The sequence below is a fragment of the Pseudoflavonifractor phocaeensis genome, from assembly GCF_016901735.1.
Lineage (GTDB): Bacteria > Bacillota > Clostridia > Oscillospirales > Oscillospiraceae > Pseudoflavonifractor_A.
This window is the reverse complement of sequence record NZ_JACLZC010000056.1, coordinates 1-20,638: the sequence shown is the minus strand read 5'-3', so window position 1 is coordinate 20,638 and position 20,638 is coordinate 1. Positions and strand designations below refer to the sequence as shown.

Sequence of the window (20,638 nt, the reverse complement as noted above, 5' to 3'; positions counted from 1 at the left end):
TCTCCGAGGGGAGGGGGACTTCCTCCTGGGCGCAGCCGGACAGGCTGCCCAGCAGCAGCGCCGCCGTCAGTACGGCGGCCAAAATACGCCCCCTCACAGCAGCTGGATCATGGAGGCCTGGCTGCCCCGCTGGCCTCTGGTGTAGCGGTGGGACCAAAACTGCTCGTGCTGGCACATGGTACACGCCTCGCTGATGGAGATGTGGTCGGCGCTCAGCCCGGCCCGCTCCAGGCGCAGGGCGTTGAGGCGCTTGAGGTCCACGTGGAATTTGCCGCTTTTGCGCAGCTCCATGGCGTGGAGGGCGGCGGCGCCCATGGCCTCGGTCATGGCGTTGGGCACGTCCTCGTCGGTCTCAAAGCAGCACTTGGAGATCCCCGGCCCGATGGCCGCCAGGATGTCCGCCGGACTGCTGCCGTATACGTCCCGCATTTTCTCCACCGCCCGGGTCACAATGCCCATGGCGGTGCCCCGCCAGCCGGCGTGGACCGCCGCCACCACCCGGCGCACCGGGTCGTAGAGGAGGATGGGCAGGCAGTCGGCGGAAAAAATGGTAAGACAGATGCCCGGAATATCGGTGATGAGGCCGTCGGCCTCGTAGTCGCTCTTTTGAAAAATACCCTTGCCCCGGTCGGCGGTGGTAATGGTGCGCACCACGTCGCCGTGGACCTGGCTGGACAGCACCAGGCCGTCCAGATTGGCCCCGATGGCGGCGGTGAAGCGCCGGTAATTCTCCAAAACCTTCTCCCGGTCGTCCCCCCGGTTGAGACCCAGGTTCAGCGAGGCGTAAATGCCGTCGCTCACCCCGCCCGCCCGGGTGGAAAAGCCGTGGACCACCCCGCCGGCGGCGGTCATGGCTTCACAGTGCAGGTAGGGCACCCCTGCGGATACACAAGTCACAATGCTCATAGTCAAAACCTCGTCCGGATGTGAGAAAAGCAGGATGGGTCCCATCCGGCAAAAAGCCGGTCCGTTCTCATTCTGCTTTCCTCACTGTTTCATTTTATCCTGGATTATTGGTACTCAGGGCCGTGATACTCGGCGCAGTCGCACTTCTTCCACTTCTTGCCGCTGCCGCAGGGACAGGGGTCGTTGCGGCCGATCTTGACGCCCTTCTTGACGGGCTGCTTCTTGACGGTCTCGTCGCTGCCGCCCGACTCGCCGGTGACCCGGGCCACCCGCTCCCGCTTGACCGCGCCGCCCACCTGCACCCGGGCCAGGTACACACGCCGGACGGTCTCCTCCTGGATGGCCATAATCATGTTCTCGAACATCTCATAGCCTTCCCGCTTGTACTCCACCACGGGGTCGTTCTGGCCATACGCCCGCAGACCGATGCCCTGGCGCAGCTCGGTCATGGCGTCGATGTTGTCCATCCAGTACTCGTCCACTACCCGGAGCATCATGACCCGCTCCAGCTCACGCATGAGGGGTTCGCCCAGCTCGGCTTCCTTCTTCTGATAAATGTCCTCCGCACGCTCCATGAGACGGTCCACCAGGTCGTCGGCGGACAGCTTTTCCAGCTCGCCGTCGGTGTAGGTCATCTCGTCGGGGCGCAGGAAGAGGCCGCGGAAGGGGGCGCACACCTCCCGCCAGGTCTCCGCGTCCAGATGCTTGCGCTCTCCCATGTGGCCCTGGACCGCCCGCTCCACCATGGAGCGGAGCATCTTCTGCACGGCCTCCTGGAGGTTCTCGCCGTCCAGCACCTGGCGGCGCTGCTTGTAGATGACCTCGCGCTGGGTGTTCATCACGTCGTCGTACTCCAGCACCGTCTTACGGGTCTGGAAGTTGCGGGACTCCACCTGCTTCTGGGCGTTTTCAATGGCGCCGGAGAGCATCTTGGCGTCGATGGGGGTGTCCTCGTCCACGCCCAGCTTTTCCATCATGCCCATGACCCGCTCGGAGCCAAAGAGGCGCATGATGTCGTCCTCCAGGGAGAGGTAGAACCGGGTCTCGCCGGGGTCGCCCTGACGGCCGGCGCGGCCGCGGAGCTGGTTGTCGATGCGGCGGGACTCGTGGCGCTCGGTGCCCAGAATGAAGAGGCCGCCCACCGCCCGGACCTGCTCGGCCTCGGACTGGATGTCGTCTTTATATTTTGCCTCGGCGTCGGCGAACATCCGCCGGGCGTCCAGGATCTCCTGGTTGTCGGTCTCGGCAAAGCCGGTGGCCTCGGCGATGAGCTCGTCGGGGAGGCCCGCCTTGCGCAGGTCGGCCTTGGCCAGGTATTCGGCGTTGCCGCCCAGCATAATATCGGTACCGCGGCCGGCCATGTTGGTGGCCACGGTAACGGCCCCCAGCTTGCCGGCCTGGGCCACGATCTCGGCCTCCTTCTCATGGAATTTGGCGTTCAGGACGTTATGCTTGATGCCCTTGCGGCGGAGCATCGCGGACAGCTCCTCCGACTTTTCGATGGAGATGGTGCCCACCAGGACGGGCTGGCCCTTGGCGTGACATTCCTCGATCTGCTGGACCACGGCGCGGAGCTTGCCGGCCTCGGTCTTGTAGACCACGTCGGGATGGTCGATGCGGGCCAGGGGCTTGTTGGTGGGGATCTCCACGATGTCCAGGGAGTAGATGGTGCCGAATTCCTCCTCCTCGGTCATGGCGGTACCGGTCATGCCGGAGAGCTTGTTGTAGAGGCGGAAGTAGTTCTGGAAGGTAATGGTGGCCAGGGTCTTGGACTCCCGGGCCACGGTGACCTTTTCCTTGGCCTCGATGGCCTGATGGAGGCCCTCGGAGTAGCGGCGGCCGTACATGAGGCGGCCGGTGAACTCGTCCACGATGATGACCTCGCCGTCCTTGACCACATAGTCGATGTCACGCTTCATGATGCCCCGGGCGCGGATGGCCTGGTTGATGTGGTGGGAGAGGGTGGTGTTCTCCACGTCGGCCAGGTTTTCCAGATTAAAGGCGGTCTCCGCCTTTTTGATGCCCCGGGCGGTGAGGGTGGCGGTGCGGGCCTTCTCGTCCACGATGTAGTCGGCGTCCTCGTTGGGGTCCTCTTCCTCCTTGGTGTCCACGCTGGTCACCCGCTTGCACTTGAGGCCGGCCACGAAGTTGTCCACGATGGTGTAGAGCTGGGTGGACTGGTCGCCCTGACCGGAGATGATGAGGGGGGTACGGGCCTCGTCGATGAGGATGGAGTCCACCTCGTCCACGATGGCGAAGGAGTGGCCCCGCTGGACCATTTCGGTGGCGTAAATGGCCATGTTGTCACGGAGGTAGTCAAAGCCGAACTCGTTATTGGTGCCGTAGGTGATGTCGGCCTCATAGGCGGCCTTGCGGCTTCTGGGGTCCACGTCGTGGATCACCAGACCCACAGTGAGACCCAAAAAGCGGTAGACCTTGCCCATCCACTCGGAGTCGCGCTTGGCCAGGTAGTCGTTGACGGTGACGATGTGGACGCCCTCGCCGGCCAGAGCGTTGAGGTAGGCGGGCAGGGTGGCCACCAGGGTCTTGCCTTCACCGGTTTTCATCTCGGCGATGCGGCCCTGATGGAGGATGATGCCGCCGATGAGCTGCACCCGATAGGGCTTCATGCCCAGCACGCGCCAGGCGGCCTCCCGGCAGGCGGCGAAGGCCTCGGGCAGGATGTCGTCCAGGGTCTCGCCCTTTTGGAGACGCTCCTTGAACTCGGGGGTCTTGGCCTGGAGCTGGGCGTCGGTCAGCTTGCCGTAGGGCTCTTCCAGGGCCTCGATCTTGTCCACGATGGGACGAATGGCTTTCAGCTCCCGGGCGGAGCTGTTGCCAAAGAGCTTTTTCAGAATGTTCATGGGGTTCATTCACCTTTCTCAATCCGCCGGCTTTGGGGGGCCGACGGTGATAATGCCGTAAAAATTCATGATAGAGTATACCACATCTCCCTGCAATAAAAAAGTAGAAATTGTGAACAAAGCCGCCTGTACAGGCGGCGGATTGGCGGGGCGTCTCCTTCTTATACAAATATTTCAGCATTATGTCGGCTTCTGTGGGGCGATATGCCGGAATGGAGCGGCGCAGAGGCCGCCCGCGGGGATTTTCACGTCCGCGGCGGGGCCTTTTTCCCTCTTCTCACGGCATTGGTTTTATGATAAGATAAAAAAGCTTAAATTTGGATTTTTGAGGAGGTCTTTTCATTTTGAAAATACAGATACGCCGCGCCGTGCCGGTCCTGCTCTCGGCGGTCCTGCTGGGGCTCTGTCCCGCCTGCGCCTTTCTGCCGCTGGGACCGGGGGAGACCTTCCGGCCGCCCACGTTTACGTCCGCGCCCAAGGACAGTCCCCAGCCCGGCGGAGACGGGCCCGACAACGGCGGGACAGGTGAGGCTGAGACCCCCGGCGTCACCGGCATCGACCAGACCCAGCGCTATGCCTTCTCCCTTCTGAGCAGCACCGACGATCAGTCCCTCTATCTGCGGATGCGGGACGCGGTGGCCCAGATGTCCCCCAGCCTGGTGGAGACGGGCTACGAGGCCCAGGCCCTGCTGGAAATGCTGGATTATATCCGCATCGACTACCCGGAATACTTCTGGCTGAGCGGAACGGCGGACGCCTCCACCCGCACGCGGAACGGCGTGACCCAGGACGTGACGATCAATTTCCAGTATACCATGTCCGCCGCGGAGCAGGCCCAGGCCCAGGCGGCGGTGGACGCGGCGGCGGAGGAGTGCCTCTCAGCCATCGACCCCTCCTGGAGCGATTACGACAAGATCAAGGCGGTCTACGACTGGATCATCCGCCGCACCGACTATGAGGGCTCCGTGATGGACCAGAGCCTCTACTCGGTGCTGGTGGAGGGACAGGGGGTGTGTGCCGGCTATGCCCGTACCACCCAGTATCTCCTCAACCGGCTGGGCATCCCCTGCACCTATATCACCGGCACCGCCCGGGGCGGCGGGCACGCCTGGAACCTGGTGCAGGCCGACGGAGCCTATTACTATCTGGACACCACCTGGGGCGACCCCGTCTTTGCCGACGGCGACCAGGACCCGGACCATGTGTCCTACGCCTATTTCTGCGTCACCACCGAAAGCCTCCAGCGCACCCACGTCATCGACGACACCCTCCCCGTCCCCCTGTGTACCGCCACCGCCTGCAACTACTATGTCCATAACGGCCTGGCGCTGGACAGCTACGACAGCGTCGCCCTGTCCGGACTGCTGACCCAGGCGGCCCGGAACCGTCAGGGGGAGCTGTCCGTCCTCTTCACCAGCGACCAGGCGTACCGCCAGGCGGTGTCCGCCCTCTTCGAGCGGCAGGAGATTTTTTCCCTGCTGGATGACGCCGCCGACGCCACCGGCCTGAACGCCAACCACGTCTCTTACAGCGTCAACGACCAGCAGCGGACGGTGACCATCAACCTGACGTACGGCAATTGACGGAAAATCTTAATCAATTCTTTGCCAAATCTTTTCCCGGTCCCGCTGATTTCTTTTCGTTTTGTCCGCTATGATAGAGGGCAGAGCGAAAGGAGCGATGTCCCATGGGACCATTCAAACACAGAGAGGTGTTCCGGGCGCTGGTGGCCGACCTGGAGGGGGACCCGGCGGTCCAGTCCATGCGCGCCCTGCCCCAGCACGCCCCGGGGATCAGCTGCTACCAGCACAGCCTGCTGGTGGCCTATCTCAGCTATCGGGTGTGCCGCTTTTTGGGCCTGGACGCCGGAGCGGCGGCCCGGGGCGGGCTGCTCCACGATTTTTACCTCTATAACTGGCTGGATAAGTCCACCCACCCACACTTCAACCACGGCGTTCACCACCCGCTTGTAGCCCTGGAAAACGCCAGAGCCCGCTTTGTCCTCACCGAAAAAGAGGCGGACATCATCGCCACCCATATGTTTCCCCTCACCATCACCCGGCCCTACGGCTGTGTCGAGTCCCTGGTGGTGAGTACGGCGGACAAGCTGTGCGCGGCGGCGGAGCTGCTGCGTCTGGCGCCCCTGTGGCTCCGCGGGCTGGAGGATACGCCTTGTATCCCCGCCGCCGCCGTGGTAAAATAGGGGGCGCGATTTGATGAAAGACGGAGGTGGCCCGATGGACGCCGCGTGTATGATGGACTTTCTGCATAAGCTGGAAAAGCTCAAGTGCAATACCCGCCATTCCTGGACCTTCAGCTGGCGGCACGAGTCGGTGGCGGAGCACTCCTGGCGGCTGGGCATGATGGCCCTGCTGCTGCGGGCGGATTTCCCGGCGCTGGACATGGACAAGGTGGTGGAGATGTGCCTCCTCCACGACATCGGCGAGGCGGTCACCGGCGATATCCCCTCCTTTGAAAAGACGGAGGCGGACTGCGCGGTGGAGGACCGGGCCGTGGACGGTCTGCTCTCCTCTCTGCCGGAGCCGGAACAGGGGCGGCTGAAGGCCCTCTTTGCCGAGATGGAGGCCCTGAAAACCCCGGAAGCCAGGCTCTATAAGGCGCTGGACCGGCTGGAGGCGGTCATCCAGCACAACGAGGCCCCGCTGGAGACCTGGCTGCCCCTGGAGCGCACCCTTAACCGGACCTACGGCCAGGAGGACTGCGCCCAGTTTCCCGCCACCCGTGCGCTCCGCGCCCTGGCGCTGGAGGAGACGGAAAAGAAGCTGTCAACCGAGCCATAAAGAAATCCCGGACCTGACGAACGGGTCCGGGATTTTTTGCGCGTTCCCGCTGGGGAATGGGGGATTACCCTTCGTACACCCCCAAAAAGAGGGGGATATTCCGCGCCGTGTCCACGATGCCGTAGAGGAAGGGCCGGTCCAGCGTCAGCACCAGGGGCTCCTCCGGCGGCGGCGCGGCGGTGGCATTACCCATCACGGCAATGGTGACGGCGGCGGCCTGGGTGCCCTCCTCGGCCACGTCGATGGCGGTTTTCTGGATGACCTCGCTCAAAAAGAGGGGCGCGCCGTTGGGGCCGGCGCCCATGGCGGAGAAGTCCGCCGTCTCCGGGTCAAAGGCCAGGGTCAGGCCCATGGCCTTCAGGCTGCCGGTCAGATCCCCCGACCAGCTGGCGCTGAATTTGGGGAGGGACAGCCGGACCTGCTGTCCTTCGGCACGGTCCATCCAGTCGAGAATTTCCTCTCCGCTCAGATTTTCGACTAGCTCCGACGCCGTTCCACCGGGTAAGACCACCAGAAAGGCTAGGTCGCTGTCGGCGTAGGGAAGCAGCGCGCCGGCGGTCTCCCCGTCCGACCAGGCGGGCAGGGTGGAATAGCTCTGATGGAGGAAATCGGGTTCGGTCTGGGTTCCGTCCTGCCGGGTGAAGGTGTGGGGATAGGTGTCCTCCGGTGCAAAGGGAGAGGCCCATTTGGCGTCCAGGGAGAGGGCGCTCAGCAGGGCTACGGCGGCGTCCGGAGAGAGGGGCTGGCTGAGCAGGGCGGGAATCTGCCCGCCGGTGGCCTGTTTGACCCAGGCGTTGATGTCCTGCATGGCGGCGGAGCTGTCCAGGTCGGCGGTGTACACGGGGGCGTCAAAGGGGTCCTGACAGTGCCCGGCAAAGGCGGCGGTGATTTGGGTGTCCTGGTCGGCCCACACCGACTGGGTGAGGATGAGGGCGGTGTCCCCCTCCAGGGCGGCATAGTCCCCCAGCAGGGCGGCGGCGGAGGGGGTGAGCAGGTCCGGGTCCCCGTCCTCGGCCAGCAGCCCGGCAAGCTCCGACCGGGTGTCCCCCGCCGCGCCGGCGGTTACCATGCCCAGGCACAGCCAGGCCGACAGGGGGGAGACCAGACAGTTTTCCCCTTCCGTCCCACTTTCCCGCAGCAGCGCCGCGCCGAAATCGGCGACCGCCAGGGCGGAGTCCGGCGACCAGTAGGAGGCCACCGGGTCCGGATCGTCGGCCGGCTGCACCTGCCGGACGGAGGAGCCGGTACAGCCGGCCAGCAGGGACAGAGCAAGGCAAGCGGCGAGCATCTTCCGTTTCATACACATTCACTCCTTTTCACGCATACGCGGCGGGCGGTGTTGCCCTTCTCTTTTCTTTAGACGAGGGATGGTGTAAAATGTTCCCGCTGGACCAGGTTTAAGAGAATCTTAAACCCTTAGAAACGCCCGGCTTAAAAAGAAGCGTGTATCATCAAAACGGGAGGGATGACGATGTATCATATTCTGATCTGCGACGATGACAAGGATATTGTTTCCGCACTGGATATTTACCTCACCAGCGAGGGCTACCGGACCTTTCACGCCGCCGACGGCCTGGAGGCCCTGGAGGTGGTGCGCAACCATGACATCCACCTGATTCTCATGGATGTGATGATGCCCAATCTGGACGGCATTCGGGCCACCGCCCGGCTGCGGGAGCTCACCAACGTGCCCATCCTCCTTCTCACCGCCAAAAGCGAGGATTCGGACAAGATTTTAGGGCTGAACATTGGGGCGGACGACTACATCACAAAGCCCTTTAACCCCATCGAGGTGCTGGCCCGGGTCAAAAGCCAGCTGCGGCGCTATACCACCCTGGGGGGACGCTCCGGGCCCCAGGAGCGGAGCGACCTCTATACCAACGGAGGCATCACGGTGGATGACGCGGCAAAGTCGGTGACGGTGGACGGGGAACCGGTGTCTCTCACGCCCATTGAATACAATATCCTCCTGCTCCTCATCAAGCACCCCAACCGGGTCTTTTCCACCGGCCAGATCTATGAGCAGGTGTGGAACGACCCCTCTCTGGGCTCGGAGAACACCGTGGCGGTCCACATCCGCCATTTGCGGGAAAAGGTGGAGATCGACCCGGCCAATCCCCGTTACATCAAGGTGGTGTGGGGCCTGGGCTATAAGATGGAAAAATTCTGAGCGGAGGTGTAACCATGAACGCCCTCTCATCCCGCCGCGGGCGGCGTCTCACGGTGCTGCTGTGCGCGGTGTGCCTGGCGGTTGCCGTCTGGTCCGGCGGGACCCTTATCAACAACTGGGACGCCTTATGGGGGGATTTTTACTCCGCCGCCGCCTTTCCCCCCCTCAATACCTACGACCAGCAGGCCTATGAGGCCATCCGCCTCCGGCTGCGCCGCGACCAGTGGGGCGAACCGCTGACCTATCTGGAGCAGGAGCAGCTTCAGATCCTGGAAGAGAGCCTGGACCGGGAGAACACCAACTACCGCTTTCAGATCCGCAGCCGGGACGGCGCGCTGCTCTGGGGCAATACCGCCGAATCGGATCTGGAGGGCGCCCTCTGCCAGGCCAGCGGCGAGGTGAGCATTTCCGCGGGGGAGACGCTGGAGGAGGAGGATCAGCTGTTCTGGTCGGACAGCGGCGCCACGCAGCTTCTGGAGGTCTACACCGGTACGGACTACCTGACCTTTGACCCGTCCCAGGGGGGAGAGCCGTGGAGCGTCTACGGCTATACCTATCAAGACGAGACCTGGAGCTATGACCCGGACCGGGACAGCCGCATCCATAACGTCCTGCTGGTGATCCGTTCGGGGGTGGTGGAGCCGCTGACCTGCGAGGACCTCTTTACCCAGGCCCGCCAGGACTACCAGCAACTCCAGGGCTGGCTGCTGCCGCTGGCGCTGACCTTTTTGCTGTCCGCCGCCGGGACGGGGCTGCTGGCCCGCCGGCTGTGGCGGAGCAGCACCACGGCCGGATGGCAGGAGAAGGCGCCCTATGACCTCTTTCTGCTGGCGGCGGCGGCGCTTTTGCAGTGCCTGCTGCTGGCGGGGGAGCCCATCGCCTATGTGGGCAGTCAGGAGGGGTGGAGCATTCAGGCGGTGGTGGGGATGGGCCTTTTGTCCCTGCTGGCGGCGCTGTTGGGGGTGGACGTATACCTGTCCACGGCGGTGCGCGTCAGGACGGGGGGACTGTGGCATGGGACCCTCCTCTGCCGGATCCTCTCCGCGGTACGGCGCTGGGCGGCGGGATTCGGGCTGCGCTGGCCGCTGGAAAAGCGGATGGTGCGCCTTTTCTTCCTCTATTTGGTGGGAACGCTGCTGACCGGCTTTACCATCTTCCTCATTCCGGTCTATCAGGGGCTGGTGCTCTGGTATCTGTGCCGCTGGGCCAGAGGCTGGGCGGCCATCCAGAGGGCCACCGCCGCCATTTTGGCGGGGGAGACCGACGTCTCCCTGGACACGGCGGGGATGCCCCGGTCCCTGCGTCCCCATGCCCAGGCCCTCAACGATCTGAGCCAGGCCATCAGCCACGCGGTGGAGGAGCGGCTCAAGAGCGAGCGCTTCCGTACCGAGCTCATCACCAACGTGTCCCACGACCTGAAAACGCCCCTGACCTCCATTATGAACTATGTGGATCTCCTCAAAAAGACCGGCGTGGAGGACCCGACGGCCCTGTCCTATATCGAGGTGCTGGAGCGCAAGAGCAGGCGGCTCAAGAAGCTGACTGAGGATCTGGTGGAGGCGTCCAAGGCGTCCAGCGGCACCCTGCCGGTGCATCTGGAGACGCTGGACTTTGTGCAGCTCCTCCGCCAGGCGCTGGGGGAGTATGAGGAAAAGCTGGTCCAGTCCCGGCTGGAGCCGGTGCTGGACACGCCGGAGGAGCCCTGCCTGATCCTGGCCGACGGCCGGCATTTGTGGCGGGTGGTGGACAATCTGCTGGGCAACTGCTGCAAGTACGCCCTGCCGGGGACCCGCATCTACCTGTGTCTTATCCGCCGGGCGGAGGGGACCGAGCTGGTGGTAAAAAATATCTCAAAAGCGCCTCTGAATGTGCCGCCCCAGCAGCTGATGGAGCGGTTTGTCCGGGGGGACAGCGCCCGCAGCAGCGAGGGCTCCGGCCTGGGTCTGTCCATTGCCCAGAGCCTCACCGAGCTGCAAGGAGGAAGCTTTGACCTGGAAATCGACGGCGATCTGTTCAAGGCCAAAGTATGGCTGCCCACCCCGCCGGCGCCCCCGTCCCAGGCATAAAAACGGACCGGCATGGAATTCCATGCCGGTCCGTCTGTCTGTCAGTCCAGGAACTGGATGCCCATACCCAAAACACCGTCGCCGATGTAGACGCTGAGGGTGGCGTCCAGCTGTCCGTACCAGAAGTGCTCATAATTGGGAAAGGCGGCCTTGGCCTTTTGGGCCAGCTCTTCCATCTCCTCCGGAGCGCCGCCGTTGGCCACCGCCAGGTTATAGCGCCGGCCGCTGTTCCCCAGCCGTTGGCCCACCAGCTCCAGGAATTTATCCTGCACCTGCCGGCGGCCACGGACCTTGGCCACGCTGGCCAGCTGTCCGTCGGCGGAGAAGCTCACCACCGGCTTGATGTTGAGCATGGTGCCGGCCAGCGCGGTGATCTTGCCGATCCGTCCGCCCTTGACCAGGTGCTCCAGGGTGTCCACCGAGAAGTAGGGGAAGGTGTTGGCGATGAGGTGGGGCGCCCGCTGGGAGATGAGGGTGGACCAGTCCATACCGCCCCGGATGTCCTCCCAGAGCTGAAGAAGGGTAATGCCGATGCCCAGACTGCCGCTGAGGGAGTCGAAAACGGCGATTTCCAGGCCGGACTGCTCCTCGGCGGCCACGCACATCATGTTATAAGTGCCGGAGAGGCCGGAGGAGAGGTGGATGGCGATGACCTTCTCATAGCCGGCGGCGGAGATGGCGGCCAGGGTGTCCTCAATGGTCTTGCCGTCGGGGAGGGAGGTCTGGGGGGTCTCGCCGGCGGCCTGACGGGCGTAGATGTCGTCGGCGAAGATGGTCTCGCCGTCCAAAAATTCGCCGTCATGGCAGCGAATCTTCAGGGGTACCACGAAAATAGGCTTACCGGCCCGCATCTCGGCGCTGAGGTCGGCGCAGGAATCGGTCAGGAGGGCGATCTTCTGCGGGTTGCAGGCCAAACAGTCTGCGGATTCTGTGGGTGTTGACAAGTTCATCATCCTACTCTATAATTCATGGGAGATTGTGACATAACGCTGTTATGTGATGATTATAGCGGGTTTCAATCCCGCTGTCAAGGAAGGAACGATTTATGGACTATTCCACCCGCCGCAAGGCCCAGGGCCAAAAAACGGAGGAGGCCATTTTACAGGCGGCCATTGCCCTCTTTCGGGACAGGCCCTTTGAACAGGTGTCGGTGCGGGACATCTGCCGCCAGGCCGGGATCACCACCGGCGCGTTTTACCATCATTTCCGCTCCAAGGAGGAGATGCTGCTGCGGGGCTTCGGACCTCTGGACCGCTATCTGGAAAAGGCCATGGAGGCCCATCGGGACGAGGAACCGGCCCAGCGTCTGCTGGCTCTGCTGCGCCACTACGCCGCCTTTATGGAGGAGCAGGGCTGGGAGCTGGTGGGGCAATACTACCAGCACCGCCTGAGTGAACCGGACTGGCAGTCCATCGACCCAAGCCGGTACACCCACCGGGCCATGCAGTCCTGTCTGGAGGCCCTGTGGGCGGAGGGGGTCCGCATCCCCGGCCGGACGCCGGAGTGGACGTCGGATTTTCTCCTGCGCCATTTCCGCGGGGTGGTCATCGACTGGATCATCCGGCAGGGCTCCTACCCATTATGGCCCAAGCTGGAGGGGGATTATCTCCTCTTCCAGGGATTTTTCCAAGCGGAGGAATAAGCTGAGCCCCGGACCGCCGGTCCGGGGCTCGGTTTTTTAATTTCCTTCGGAAAAAGAGAGGAGATAGAGCCAGCGCTCCATTTTTGCCTCCAATGTGGTCTCCAGCTCCTCGTGCTCGGCGGTGAGCTGCTGGAGGGCCACATAATCGCTGCTCTGGGCGCTTTGCTGGGCCTCATTCTCCGCCAGCTGACTTTCCAGAGCGTGAATCTCGTCCTCAATGCCGTCCAGCTCCCGCTGCTCCTTGTAGGAAAGCCGCTTTTTGACCTTGGGCGCAGGGGGCTGGGGCTCCTTTTTGGGCTTTTCCGGCCGTTCGCTCTGCCGCCGGCTCTGGGCCCGCTGGTCCAGATAGGACTGATAGCTGCCGTTCCACGGAGTCACCGTCCCGTCGCCCTCCACCGCCAGGAGCCGCCGGGCCGTTTTGTCCAGGAAATACCGGTCGTGGGACACCGCCACCACCGCTCCCTGGAAGGTCTCCAGATAGTCCTCCAGTACGGTGAGGGTCTCGATGTCCAGATCGTTGGTGGGCTCGTCCAGCAAAAGCACGTTGGGGGCGGCGGCCAGAACGGACAAGAGGAAGAGCCGCCGCTTCTCGCCGCCGGACACCTTGCCGATGGGGCTCCACTGCACGCTGGGGGGAAAGAGGAACTGCTCCAGCAGCTGGCCGGCGGTGATGACGCCGTCCGCCGTCTCGATGCGCTCGCCGATGTCCCGCACATAGTCGATGATGCGCTGATTGGGGTCCATGGGGGGATTTTCCTGGGAGAAGTAGCCCACCTTCACCGTCTCACCCACCGAGACGGCGCCGTCGTCCGGCGCAAGGGTGCCGGCCAGCAGGCCCAGCAGAGTGGACTTGCCCGCGCCGTTGGGGCCCACGATGCCCACCCGGTCGTCCCGGAGCAGGGAGAAGTCAAAGCCGGAAATCACCCTGTGGCCGCCCCGGGCCTTGGAGACGTGGGAGAGCTCAATGGTCTTGCGGCCCAGACGGCTGGAAATGGAGGAGAGCTCCAACTTTTTGGCGCTGGCCGGGCCGGTCTGCTCCCTGAGGGCCTCGTAGCGCTCCAGACGCTCCTTGCTCTTGGTGCCTCTGGCCTTGGGGCCCTGCATCACCCACTGATATTCCCGCCGCAGAATGGACTGCCGCTTGCGCTCGCTGGCCTTGGCCGACTCCTCCCGGGCGGCCTTGCGGGCCAGGAAGGTCTCGTAATGGCCCGGATAGGTGTAGAGGGCGCCGCCGTCCACCTCGGCGATGTGGTTGACCACCCGCTCCAGGAAGTAACGGTCGTGGGTGACCAGCACCAGCGCCCCGGTAAAGCGCTTGAGCCAGTCCTCCAGCCACAGGATCATGTCGCCGTCCAAATGGTTGGTGGGCTCGTCCAGGATGAGCACGTCGCTCTCCCGCACCAGCGCCGCCGCCAGGGCTGCCCGCCGCCGTTCGCCGCCGGAGAGCCGGCCCACCGGCCGGTCAAACTGGGGGAGGCCCAGCCGGGTGAGGATGGTCTTGGCCTCGTACTCGGCCAGGGCCCGGGCGTCGGAGCCCAGCCCCCGGAGCACCAGCTCCAACACGGTGTCCTCCATATTCAGCGCGGGGTTCTGAGGCACGTATTCCAGCCGGACGCCCGGGTCCAGAGACACCGTGCCCCCGTCCGGCTCCTCCGCCCCGGCCAGAATGCGCAGCAGGGTGGACTTGCCGGTGCCGTTGACGCCCACCACCCCCACCTTGTCGCCCCGCTCCAGGTAAAAGGAGACGTCGTGGAGGATGACCCGGTCGCCGTAGCCCTTTTGGATATTTTCCGCCGAAAGCAGCATGGCTTACACCCCTTTCTTGCCTGCGCCGCCCGTCCGGCACAGCCGCCGGAAGGGGGCGGGCTCCCTGGAGACAAAGGACCGCTCCGCTCCGGTCCGGGGGTCGATGAGACGCAGCTCGTTGGCGTGGAGGCAGAGCCGGCCCAGGGGGTTGGTCTTGGCCTTATACTGCTTGTCGCCGGCGATGGGGTGGCCCAGGTCGGACATATGGACCCGGATCTGGTTTTTCCGCCCGGTTTCCAGGTCGATGTCCATGAGGGCATAGCCGCCGCCGGCACAGACCGTTCGATAGTGGGTGATGGCCTCCTTGGCGTCCCGGCCCGGCGCGCCGGAGTACATGAGATGGGTGGAGGTCTCCCGCAGGAAGGATTTTACATAGCCCTGTTCCGGGTCGGGCACGCCCTCCACCAGGGCCCGGTAGCCCCGGCGGCGCACCCGCTGGTCCCAGTCGGACTGGAAGGCCCGCTTGGCCTCCTCGTTTTTGGCAAAAAGGACCACGCCGGAGGTGTCCCGGTCCAGGCGGTGGACCACAAAGACCCGGCCGCCCTTGGTCCGCTGGGCCATGTAGTCGGTGAGGATGTGGTAGGCGGTGCGCACCTTCTCCTTGTCGTTGGCGATGGTGAGGAGCCCGGCGGGCTTGTCGATGACGATGATGTCCTGGTCCTCGAACAGCACGGGGAAGGGGAGCTCCGGCCGGGGGGGCTCGGCCCATAGCACCGCCTCCACCACCATGCCGGCGGCCAGGGGACTGTCGAACTGACGGACCACCTTGCCCTCCACCCGCACCTGGCCCCGGGCGAGGATGGACTTGATGTTGTTGCGGGACTTGCCCGTCACATGGGAGAGCAGGAAGGAGAGGAGGGTGTCGGTCTCCTCCACGGTCCACCGCAGGGGCGGACGGCGCTTGGGCTCGGACATGATAAAAAACTCCTTTCCGGGGTTTGGATAAAAAGAAAAGACACGCTTTGCAGCGTGTCTTTCTGTTTGGTGGAGACGACAGAACTCGAATCTGTGACCCCTTGCGTGTGAAGCAAGTGCTCTACCGGCTGAGCTACGCCTCCATATGGCCCGGTCCGAAAGGAAAAATGGTGACCCGTACGAGACTCGAACTCGTGTTACCGCCGTGAAAGGGCGGTGTCTTAACCACTTGACCAACGGGCCGGATACAGGATGAGAAACCATCCTGAAGTTCATGGTAGCGGCACCTGGATTTGAACCGGGGACACTGCGGGTATGAACCGCATGCTCTAGCCAACTGAGCTATGCCGCCATGCGAACCTGTCGGAAACAGGGCAAGAGTTATTATAGCGGAAGGTCCTCCATTTGTCAACAGGGAAATCCAAAGTTTTTTCAAAAAAATTTCCCGGCGGGTGGAGAGGGTCACACCCGCCGGGAAAGTGGGGGATTATGGGGTGAGGTCGGATACGTCGCTGCCCTCGGGCAGGGGGATGACGAATTCGGGCTGTCCCATATAGCCCGGGGCGATGGCGTATTTCTCATACACCACCACCAGCTGGCCGTCGCTGTTGAGATAGAACTGGGGATCGGCAGAGAAAGGATCGTCCGCCCAATCGGTATCGTTCTCTTCTGCGGCGGAGCCCACAAAGTACATCTGGTCCGGGTCGGACTGGGTGCGCCGGTCGATCTCGGCCAGGACGGCGTCCCGGATGGTTTTGCGGTAATCCGGTCCCAGCAGGTCGGGGAGGCTCAGCTGCCGGCCGGTGGTCAGGTCGATGTTGTAGGCGTAGAGCTGGGTATAGGCGTTGGCCCTGACCTCGCAGACCGAGAGGAGGAAGGAGAGGTAGCGCTCGTCGGAGCGTTTGATCTCATAATCCACCGTCACGTCCACCGGGATAAAATCGGCCTCGCTGCCGCCGGTGGCCACATAGGCCTCCTGGGTCTCCTTGGCTCTGGCCTCGGCCTCGTCCAGCACCTGATGGATGCGGGTGCGGATCTCGGTGTTGATCCGCTGCTCCAGGGCGGTATTGCCCGTATTTTCCAGGGCGGGCAGATCCACCTGGATATACTGGTAAGCGTCGTGCACCACATACTGCTCCACGCTCACCACCCGGGCCAGCATGCCCAGCACCGGGATGTCGGCCACCGCCGCGGCAAAGGCGGGGGTGGAGTTGACCAGCACGCAGAAGCAGAGACAGGCGGCCAGTCCGGCCAGCCCGCCCCGCAGCCACCGCCGGCGGCGCGCGGACTGACGGCTGCCGGTCCGAAGGGCGGCCTGGACCGTGGCGGAAAGCTCCTCCGGGATGGGGATCTCCTCATAACGGGCTTTGGCCTGTTCCCATGATTCATGCATCATTGCAGTCCTCCTTTGTCATCTCTTTGAGCTTGCGCAAGCTTTGATAGAGCCTGGATTTCACGGTATTGAGGTTGACGCCGGTGACCTGAGCGATCTCCTCCAATTTCATATCCTGGAAAAAGCGCAGGCGGATGATGGTCTGCTCGGCGGTATTCAGCCGCTCGATGGCATCGTAAAGGTCCAATCGGGCGGCGTCGTCCCGCGCCTCGCCGGGGGTTTCGGCGGGAAGGACGTCCAGCGGCACCAGACGGCTGGAACGCCGGAAATGATTGATGCTCTCGTTGACCAGAATGCGGTAAAACCAGGTTTTTACCCGGTCCGGGTCCCGGAGGGAGTCGGCCCGGGAAAGGGCGCGGACAATGCTCTCCTGGACCACATCCAGGGCGGCGTCCCGGTTTTTCACATAGCTGTAAGCCAGGCGGTAAAAATCCTCCTGGTGTTCCACAATATAACCGCTCAAGAGCTCGCGGGTGGTGGGGGCATGGACCATGGCGTCACCTCCTTTTGGGGTCTTGTCCGGACATCCCATACGTATAGACGGGGGAGCGGGGCAAAAAGTTTGGCGGCTTCTTCTTTTGGGCTGGGGACTTGTCACCGGACCGGCGTTGCGCTATAATATTGCGTATTCTAAAACTGTGCCACACTGCCGCGCCAAATCGTGCCGCGGTTCAAAGGAGTTTTCTGATATGCTCAAGACCGTCATCCCCCAGGGCTATGCCCCCTGCCTCAACCTCTACGATACCCAAAAGGCCATCGGCCTTTTGAAGCGCCTCTTTGAGGACACGCTGGGCGGCGCCCTTCACCTGCGCCGGGTGTCGGCCCCCCTCTTCGTGGAGGCGGCCACCGGCCTCAACGACGACCTCAACGGCGTGGAGCGGCCCGTGTCCTTTGACATCCCCTCCGCCCAGCGGGACGCCCAGGTGGTCCACTCCCTGGCCAAGTGGAAGCGCATGGCCCTCTACCGTTATCAGTTCTCGGTGGGCGAGGGACTGTACACCGACATGAACGCCATCCGCCGGGACGAAGAGCTGGACAACCTCCACTCGGTCTATGTGGACCAGTGGGACTGGGAAAAGATCATCGCCCCCCGGGACCGGACGGTGGACTATCTGAAAGAGACGGTGCGCACCATCGTCAAGGCCATGGCTGAGACCCAGCACACCCTCCGTTCGGTGTTCCCCCAGCTCACCGCGCTGCCCCTCCTCTCCGAAGAGGTCTCCTTTGTCACCGCCCAGGAGCTGGAGGACCGCTGGCCGGACCTCTCCCCCAAGGAGCGGGAGAACGCCTGGGTCAAGGATCACCCCACCACCTTCCTCATGGGCATCGGCGCCCCCCTCAAGTCGGGCAAGCCCCACGACGGCCGGGCCCCTGACTATGACGACTGGGACCTGAACGGCGACATTCTGGTTTGGAATGAGGTGTTGGGTTCCGCCTTTGAGGTGTCCTCCATGGGCATCCGGGTGAGCCCCGCCTCCCTGGACCGCCAGCTCACCGCCGCCGGCTGCGATGACCGGCGGAATCTCACCTTCCATAAGCTGCTGCTGGAGGGCAAGCTGCCCCTCACCATCGGCGGCGGCATCGGCCAGAGCCGGCTTTGTATGCTCCTGCTGGGCAAGGCCCACATCGGCGAGGTCCAGGCCAGCGTCTGGGACCCGGACACCATCGCCGCCTGCCAGGACGCCGGCGTGATCCTGCTGTGAGAGAGAAGAGATAAAAAGAGATAAGAGATAGGGAAACGCCCGATCTCTTATCTCTTTTTTTACAGGATATCCACCCGCTCGGCGGAAAGGCAGACTTTTTTGGCGGTATCAATAGAAAAGAACACGGCGTTGAGCTTGCAGGGACCCGCCGCCGGGGTGAAGCGCTGAGGCAGCCCGCCCAAAAAGCGGTTCATGGCCTGTTTGGGGTCCATGCCCAGCACGCTCTGGGCCGGACCGGTCATACCCAGGTCGGTGACGAAGCCCAGCCCCTTGGGGAGGACCTGGGCGTCGGCGGTGGGGACGTGGGTGTGGGTGCCCCAGAGTGCCTGGGCCTTTCCGTCCAAAAACCAGCCCATGGCCCCCTTTTCGCTGGTGGCCTCGGCGTGGAAGTCCACCAGCACCACGTCGGCCTCCTTTTTGCGCAGAATGCCGTCGGCCACCGTAAAGGGATTGTCAAAGTTGCAGTCCATCTCGCACCGGCCGATGAGGTTCAGTACCCCCACCCGCAGCCCTCTGGGACCGTCAAAGATCCCCCAGCCCCGGCCGGGCACCCGGCTGGTATAGTTGGCCGGGCGGAGGATGTAGGGGTTTTCCTCCAGATAGTCGGCGATTTGCAGCCGGTTCCAGGTGTGGTTACCCAGGGTGATGACATCCGCTCCGGCGTCAAAGATGGCGTCGGCCTGCCGGGGATGGATGCCCACGCCGGAGGCGTTTTCCCCGTTGACCACGGTGAAGTGGATGTCATAGCATTTTTTGAGGGACCGCAGCCGCCGGGACAGAAATTCCACCCCGGACTCGCCCACCACGTCGCCTACCGCCAGTACGTTGAAGATCATACGCTGTATTCCTCTTTCTTTCGGTTTACAAAGCAAGGTTCGATACAGCTTGTATTATATGTGATTTTCGGCAAAAGGGCAATCGCGGTTTTGCGGCCCGATTGGAACCGAATCGTAACCCATATCAGGAGGCGCATATGGTAAAATAGGGGGGGAAAAGGGGGGAAGAACTTGAAAAAAAGAGTTTTTTGTCTAACGATCCTCCTTGCCGCCGGGTGTCTGGCCAGCGGCTGCGGACCGTCCGGCGCCGTTCGTCCGGTGGAACGCACGCCCGCAGCTTCCGCGGCCCTGCCCGTACCAACGCCCACGCCGACTCCCGCGCCTACGCCGGAGCCGGTCCTCTCCCATGAGACGCTGGAGGCGCTGGTGGCCGGGAGCGGGGAGGCGCACCACGCCATGGCCATTCAGGCGGCCGTCATCGACGGCGGCGTGGTGACCGACTGCTGCGCCTGGGGGTGGGCGGCGTACGGCGAGACCCCCATGACCGACAGCCACAAGCTGCGGGCCGCGTCGCTGACCAAGGTGGCCGTGGGGCTCAGCGCCGCACTGCTGATGGACCAGGGGATGGTGGACCCGTGGGAGGACATCGGCGTCTATTGGGACACCGCCGTCTGCAACCCGGCCTATCCGGATGTTCCCGTCACGGTGGACAGTCTGCTGACCCACACCTCGTCCCTCTCGGAGACGAGCAGCCTCTCGGCTCTTGGCGGCAGCGCGGCCCGCCGCCGGCTGGAGGGGAGCGGCTACCGCGCCGTGGCCCCCGGCGACCCGGCGGGCTGGGCGTATAACAACTATGGATTTTCGGTGCTGGGGATGACCCTGGAGCTGGCGGCGGACCGCACCCTGGACCAGGTGCTGGGGGAGGGACTGCTGGCCCCCATGGGCATCGACGCCGCCTTTGAGCCGGGCAGCGTGGAACAGACCGAGCTGCTGGCCCAGCTCTACCAGGGGGGGAGCCTCACCCGTTCGGTGGAGGAGCAGCTGGGGTACGTCTGTTCCGGCGTGCCGGGCGAAAAGGGGAATTTTTTCGCCGGCGGCTTTATGTGCAGCGCCGCCGATCTGGCCCGGCTGACGGCTCTGCTGGCCAACGACGGGGTCTATGAGGGACAGGCCCTCCTCTCGCCCCAGGCGGTGGACTATCTGGAGACCCCCATGGATCCCCCCATTACCTACCGGGAGACCACCTTTTCTCAGTGCAGGCCGCTGCGGCTCCGGGCGGGCGTCTACGGCCGGGCGCGGCTGTACTACCACACCGGCTCGGCCTATGGTTTTTACGGCTTCTTGTCCTACGACCCGGAGACCAGGGACGGCGTGGTGGTGTTTTCCACCGGCGCCGACGGCAGTGTGGACGAATGGGGCGTCTATGCCGTCTGCGGCGACATCGCCCAGGGGGTCTATGCCGCCCTGGCGGGAGAGGAGGCGGCCATATGCGCCCTCTCCTGACCGCGCTGGCGCTGGCTCTCCTGCTGGCGGGATGCGCCCCCCGGGAAGCGGCCGGCCCCACGGCGTCTCCCGGCCCCGTTCCCACCGCCAGCC

The 20,638-nt window shown here is 63.9% G+C and carries 17 protein-coding genes and 3 tRNA genes; 8 read left to right on the top strand and 12 right to left on the bottom strand.

What is annotated here, in order from left to right; all coding sequences use genetic code 11:
- Nucleotides 1-93: 93 nt before the first annotated feature.
- Both pgeF and secA read right to left on the bottom strand, forming a co-directional pair.
- A complete protein-coding gene (pgeF, locus tag H7U37_RS11545; RefSeq protein ID WP_204875832.1) occupies nucleotides 94-906 on the bottom strand; it encodes a peptidoglycan editing factor PgeF in 813 nt (270 codons plus the stop codon).
- Nucleotides 907-1,010: 104 nt separating this feature from the next.
- Nucleotides 1,011-3,770 carry a preprotein translocase subunit SecA gene (gene secA, locus H7U37_RS11540; RefSeq protein ID WP_204875829.1) on the bottom strand — a complete coding sequence of 920 codons (2,760 nt, stop codon included), beginning with the start codon at nucleotides 3,768-3,770 and terminating at the stop codon, nucleotides 1,011-1,013.
- Between the two features lie 344 nt (nucleotides 3,771-4,114).
- On the opposite strand from secA, the gene H7U37_RS11535 reads away from it, so the two are divergent.
- From H7U37_RS11535 to H7U37_RS11525, 3 genes are all read left to right on the top strand, one after another.
- A complete protein-coding gene (locus H7U37_RS11535; RefSeq protein WP_204875827.1) occupies nucleotides 4,115-5,353 on the top strand; it encodes a transglutaminase domain-containing protein in 1,239 nt (412 codons plus the stop codon).
- A 104-nt stretch (nucleotides 5,354-5,457) separates the two neighbouring features.
- A complete protein-coding gene (locus tag H7U37_RS11530; RefSeq protein ID WP_204875826.1) occupies nucleotides 5,458-5,973 on the top strand; it encodes an HD domain-containing protein in 516 nt (171 codons plus the stop codon).
- Between the two features lie 34 nt (nucleotides 5,974-6,007).
- Nucleotides 6,008-6,571 carry an HD domain-containing protein gene (locus H7U37_RS11525; protein WP_204875825.1) on the top strand — a complete coding sequence of 188 codons (564 nt, stop codon included), beginning with the start codon at nucleotides 6,008-6,010 and terminating at the stop codon, nucleotides 6,569-6,571.
- Between the two features lie 64 nt (nucleotides 6,572-6,635).
- Here H7U37_RS11525 and H7U37_RS11520 read toward each other — a convergent pair whose 3' ends face one another.
- The gene (locus tag H7U37_RS11520) at nucleotides 6,636-7,871 is read right to left on the bottom strand and encodes a serpin family protein (protein WP_204875823.1); all 1,236 of its coding nucleotides are present in this window, start codon (nucleotides 7,869-7,871) and stop codon (nucleotides 6,636-6,638) included.
- 171 nt (nucleotides 7,872-8,042) lie between these two features.
- On the opposite strand from H7U37_RS11520, the gene H7U37_RS11515 reads away from it, so the two are divergent.
- A complete protein-coding gene (locus H7U37_RS11515) occupies nucleotides 8,043-8,741 on the top strand; it encodes a response regulator transcription factor (RefSeq protein WP_204875821.1) in 699 nt (232 codons plus the stop codon).
- A gap of 14 nt (nucleotides 8,742-8,755) precedes the next feature.
- Nucleotides 8,756-10,807: a sensor histidine kinase gene (locus H7U37_RS11510; RefSeq protein WP_204875819.1), complete on the top strand. Its 2,052-nt coding sequence runs from the start codon at nucleotides 8,756-8,758 to the stop codon at nucleotides 10,805-10,807.
- A 41-nt stretch (nucleotides 10,808-10,848) separates the two neighbouring features.
- On the opposite strand, the gene H7U37_RS11505 is transcribed toward H7U37_RS11510, so the two are convergent.
- Nucleotides 10,849-11,721, bottom strand: a complete 873-nt coding sequence (locus tag H7U37_RS11505) for a DegV family protein (protein ID WP_243414310.1) — start codon at nucleotides 11,719-11,721, stop codon at nucleotides 10,849-10,851.
- 131 nt (nucleotides 11,722-11,852) lie between these two features.
- On the opposite strand from H7U37_RS11505, the gene H7U37_RS11500 reads away from it, so the two are divergent.
- Nucleotides 11,853-12,449 carry a TetR/AcrR family transcriptional regulator gene (locus H7U37_RS11500; RefSeq protein WP_204875817.1) on the top strand — a complete coding sequence of 199 codons (597 nt, stop codon included), beginning with the start codon at nucleotides 11,853-11,855 and terminating at the stop codon, nucleotides 12,447-12,449.
- A gap of 36 nt (nucleotides 12,450-12,485) precedes the next feature.
- Here H7U37_RS11500 and H7U37_RS11495 read toward each other — a convergent pair whose 3' ends face one another.
- From H7U37_RS11495 to H7U37_RS11465, 7 genes are all read right to left on the bottom strand, one after another.
- On the bottom strand, nucleotides 12,486-14,255 hold the full coding sequence (locus H7U37_RS11495) for an ABC-F family ATP-binding cassette domain-containing protein (protein WP_204875815.1): 1,770 nt from the start codon (nucleotides 14,253-14,255) through the stop codon (nucleotides 12,486-12,488).
- A 3-nt stretch (nucleotides 14,256-14,258) separates the two neighbouring features.
- Nucleotides 14,259-15,170, bottom strand: a complete 912-nt coding sequence (locus H7U37_RS11490; protein ID WP_243413553.1) for an RluA family pseudouridine synthase — start codon at nucleotides 15,168-15,170, stop codon at nucleotides 14,259-14,261.
- 67 nt (nucleotides 15,171-15,237) lie between these two features.
- Nucleotides 15,238-15,313, bottom strand: a tRNA-Val gene (locus H7U37_RS11485).
- Nucleotides 15,314-15,338: 25 nt separating this feature from the next.
- A tRNA-Glu gene (locus tag H7U37_RS11480) sits at nucleotides 15,339-15,413 on the bottom strand.
- A 32-nt stretch (nucleotides 15,414-15,445) separates the two neighbouring features.
- Nucleotides 15,446-15,522 (bottom strand) — tRNA-Met (locus H7U37_RS11475).
- A gap of 135 nt (nucleotides 15,523-15,657) precedes the next feature.
- Nucleotides 15,658-16,566 (bottom strand): DUF3298 and DUF4163 domain-containing protein, encoded by a 909-nt coding sequence (locus H7U37_RS11470; RefSeq protein ID WP_243413554.1) that lies wholly within the window; start codon nucleotides 16,564-16,566, stop codon nucleotides 15,658-15,660.
- Nucleotides 16,556-17,056, bottom strand: coding sequence for a sigma-70 family RNA polymerase sigma factor (locus H7U37_RS11465; protein ID WP_204875813.1), 501 nt, complete (start codon nucleotides 17,054-17,056; stop codon nucleotides 16,556-16,558). The genes H7U37_RS11470 and H7U37_RS11465 overlap by 11 nt, the downstream gene beginning before the upstream one ends.
- A 196-nt stretch (nucleotides 17,057-17,252) precedes the next feature.
- On the opposite strand from H7U37_RS11465, the gene asnA reads away from it, so the two are divergent.
- Nucleotides 17,253-18,266: an aspartate--ammonia ligase gene (asnA, locus tag H7U37_RS11460; RefSeq protein WP_204875811.1), complete on the top strand. Its 1,014-nt coding sequence runs from the start codon at nucleotides 17,253-17,255 to the stop codon at nucleotides 18,264-18,266.
- A gap of 59 nt (nucleotides 18,267-18,325) precedes the next feature.
- Here the strand turns inward: asnA and H7U37_RS11455 are convergent, their stop codons facing one another.
- Nucleotides 18,326-19,102: a TIGR00282 family metallophosphoesterase gene (locus H7U37_RS11455; RefSeq protein ID WP_204875810.1), complete on the bottom strand. Its 777-nt coding sequence runs from the start codon at nucleotides 19,100-19,102 to the stop codon at nucleotides 18,326-18,328.
- 171 nt (nucleotides 19,103-19,273) lie between these two features.
- Here H7U37_RS11455 and H7U37_RS11450 point away from each other — a divergent pair, with 171 nt between their 5' ends.
- Nucleotides 19,274-20,545 (top strand): serine hydrolase domain-containing protein, encoded by a 1,272-nt coding sequence (locus H7U37_RS11450; protein ID WP_204875809.1) that lies wholly within the window; start codon nucleotides 19,274-19,276, stop codon nucleotides 20,543-20,545.
- Nucleotides 20,546-20,638: the final 93 nt, after the last annotated feature.

Excerpts from the sequence above, each read along its gene's own strand:
- H7U37_RS11520 (WP_204875823.1), bottom strand. The coding sequence starts at position 7,871 with ATGAAACGGAAGATGCTCGCCGCTTGCCTTGCTCTGTCCCTGCTGGCC.
- H7U37_RS11490 (WP_243413553.1), bottom strand. The coding sequence starts at position 15,170 with ATGTCCGAGCCCAAGCGCCGTCCGCCCCTGCGGTGGACCGTGGAGGAG.
- asnA (WP_204875811.1), top strand. The coding sequence starts at position 17,253 with ATGCTCAAGACCGTCATCCCCCAGGGCTATGCCCCCTGCCTCAACCTC.
- H7U37_RS11525 (WP_204875825.1), top strand. The coding sequence starts at position 6,008 with ATGGACGCCGCGTGTATGATGGACTTTCTGCATAAGCTGGAAAAGCTC.
- H7U37_RS11455 (WP_204875810.1), bottom strand. The coding sequence starts at position 19,102 with ATGATCTTCAACGTACTGGCGGTAGGCGACGTGGTGGGCGAGTCCGGG.
- H7U37_RS11465 (WP_204875813.1), bottom strand. The coding sequence starts at position 17,056 with ATGGTCCATGCCCCCACCACCCGCGAGCTCTTGAGCGGTTATATTGTG.
- H7U37_RS11495 (WP_204875815.1), bottom strand. The coding sequence starts at position 14,255 with ATGCTGCTTTCGGCGGAAAATATCCAAAAGGGCTACGGCGACCGGGTC.
- H7U37_RS11470 (WP_243413554.1), bottom strand. The coding sequence starts at position 16,566 with ATGATGCATGAATCATGGGAACAGGCCAAAGCCCGTTATGAGGAGATC.
- H7U37_RS11515 (WP_204875821.1), top strand. The coding sequence starts at position 8,043 with ATGTATCATATTCTGATCTGCGACGATGACAAGGATATTGTTTCCGCA.
- pgeF (WP_204875832.1), bottom strand. The coding sequence starts at position 906 with ATGAGCATTGTGACTTGTGTATCCGCAGGGGTGCCCTACCTGCACTGT.
- H7U37_RS11510 (WP_204875819.1), top strand. The coding sequence starts at position 8,756 with ATGAACGCCCTCTCATCCCGCCGCGGGCGGCGTCTCACGGTGCTGCTG.
- H7U37_RS11500 (WP_204875817.1), top strand. The coding sequence starts at position 11,853 with ATGGACTATTCCACCCGCCGCAAGGCCCAGGGCCAAAAAACGGAGGAG.
- secA (WP_204875829.1), bottom strand. The coding sequence starts at position 3,770 with ATGAACATTCTGAAAAAGCTCTTTGGCAACAGCTCCGCCCGGGAGCTG.
- H7U37_RS11530 (WP_204875826.1), top strand. The coding sequence starts at position 5,458 with ATGGGACCATTCAAACACAGAGAGGTGTTCCGGGCGCTGGTGGCCGAC.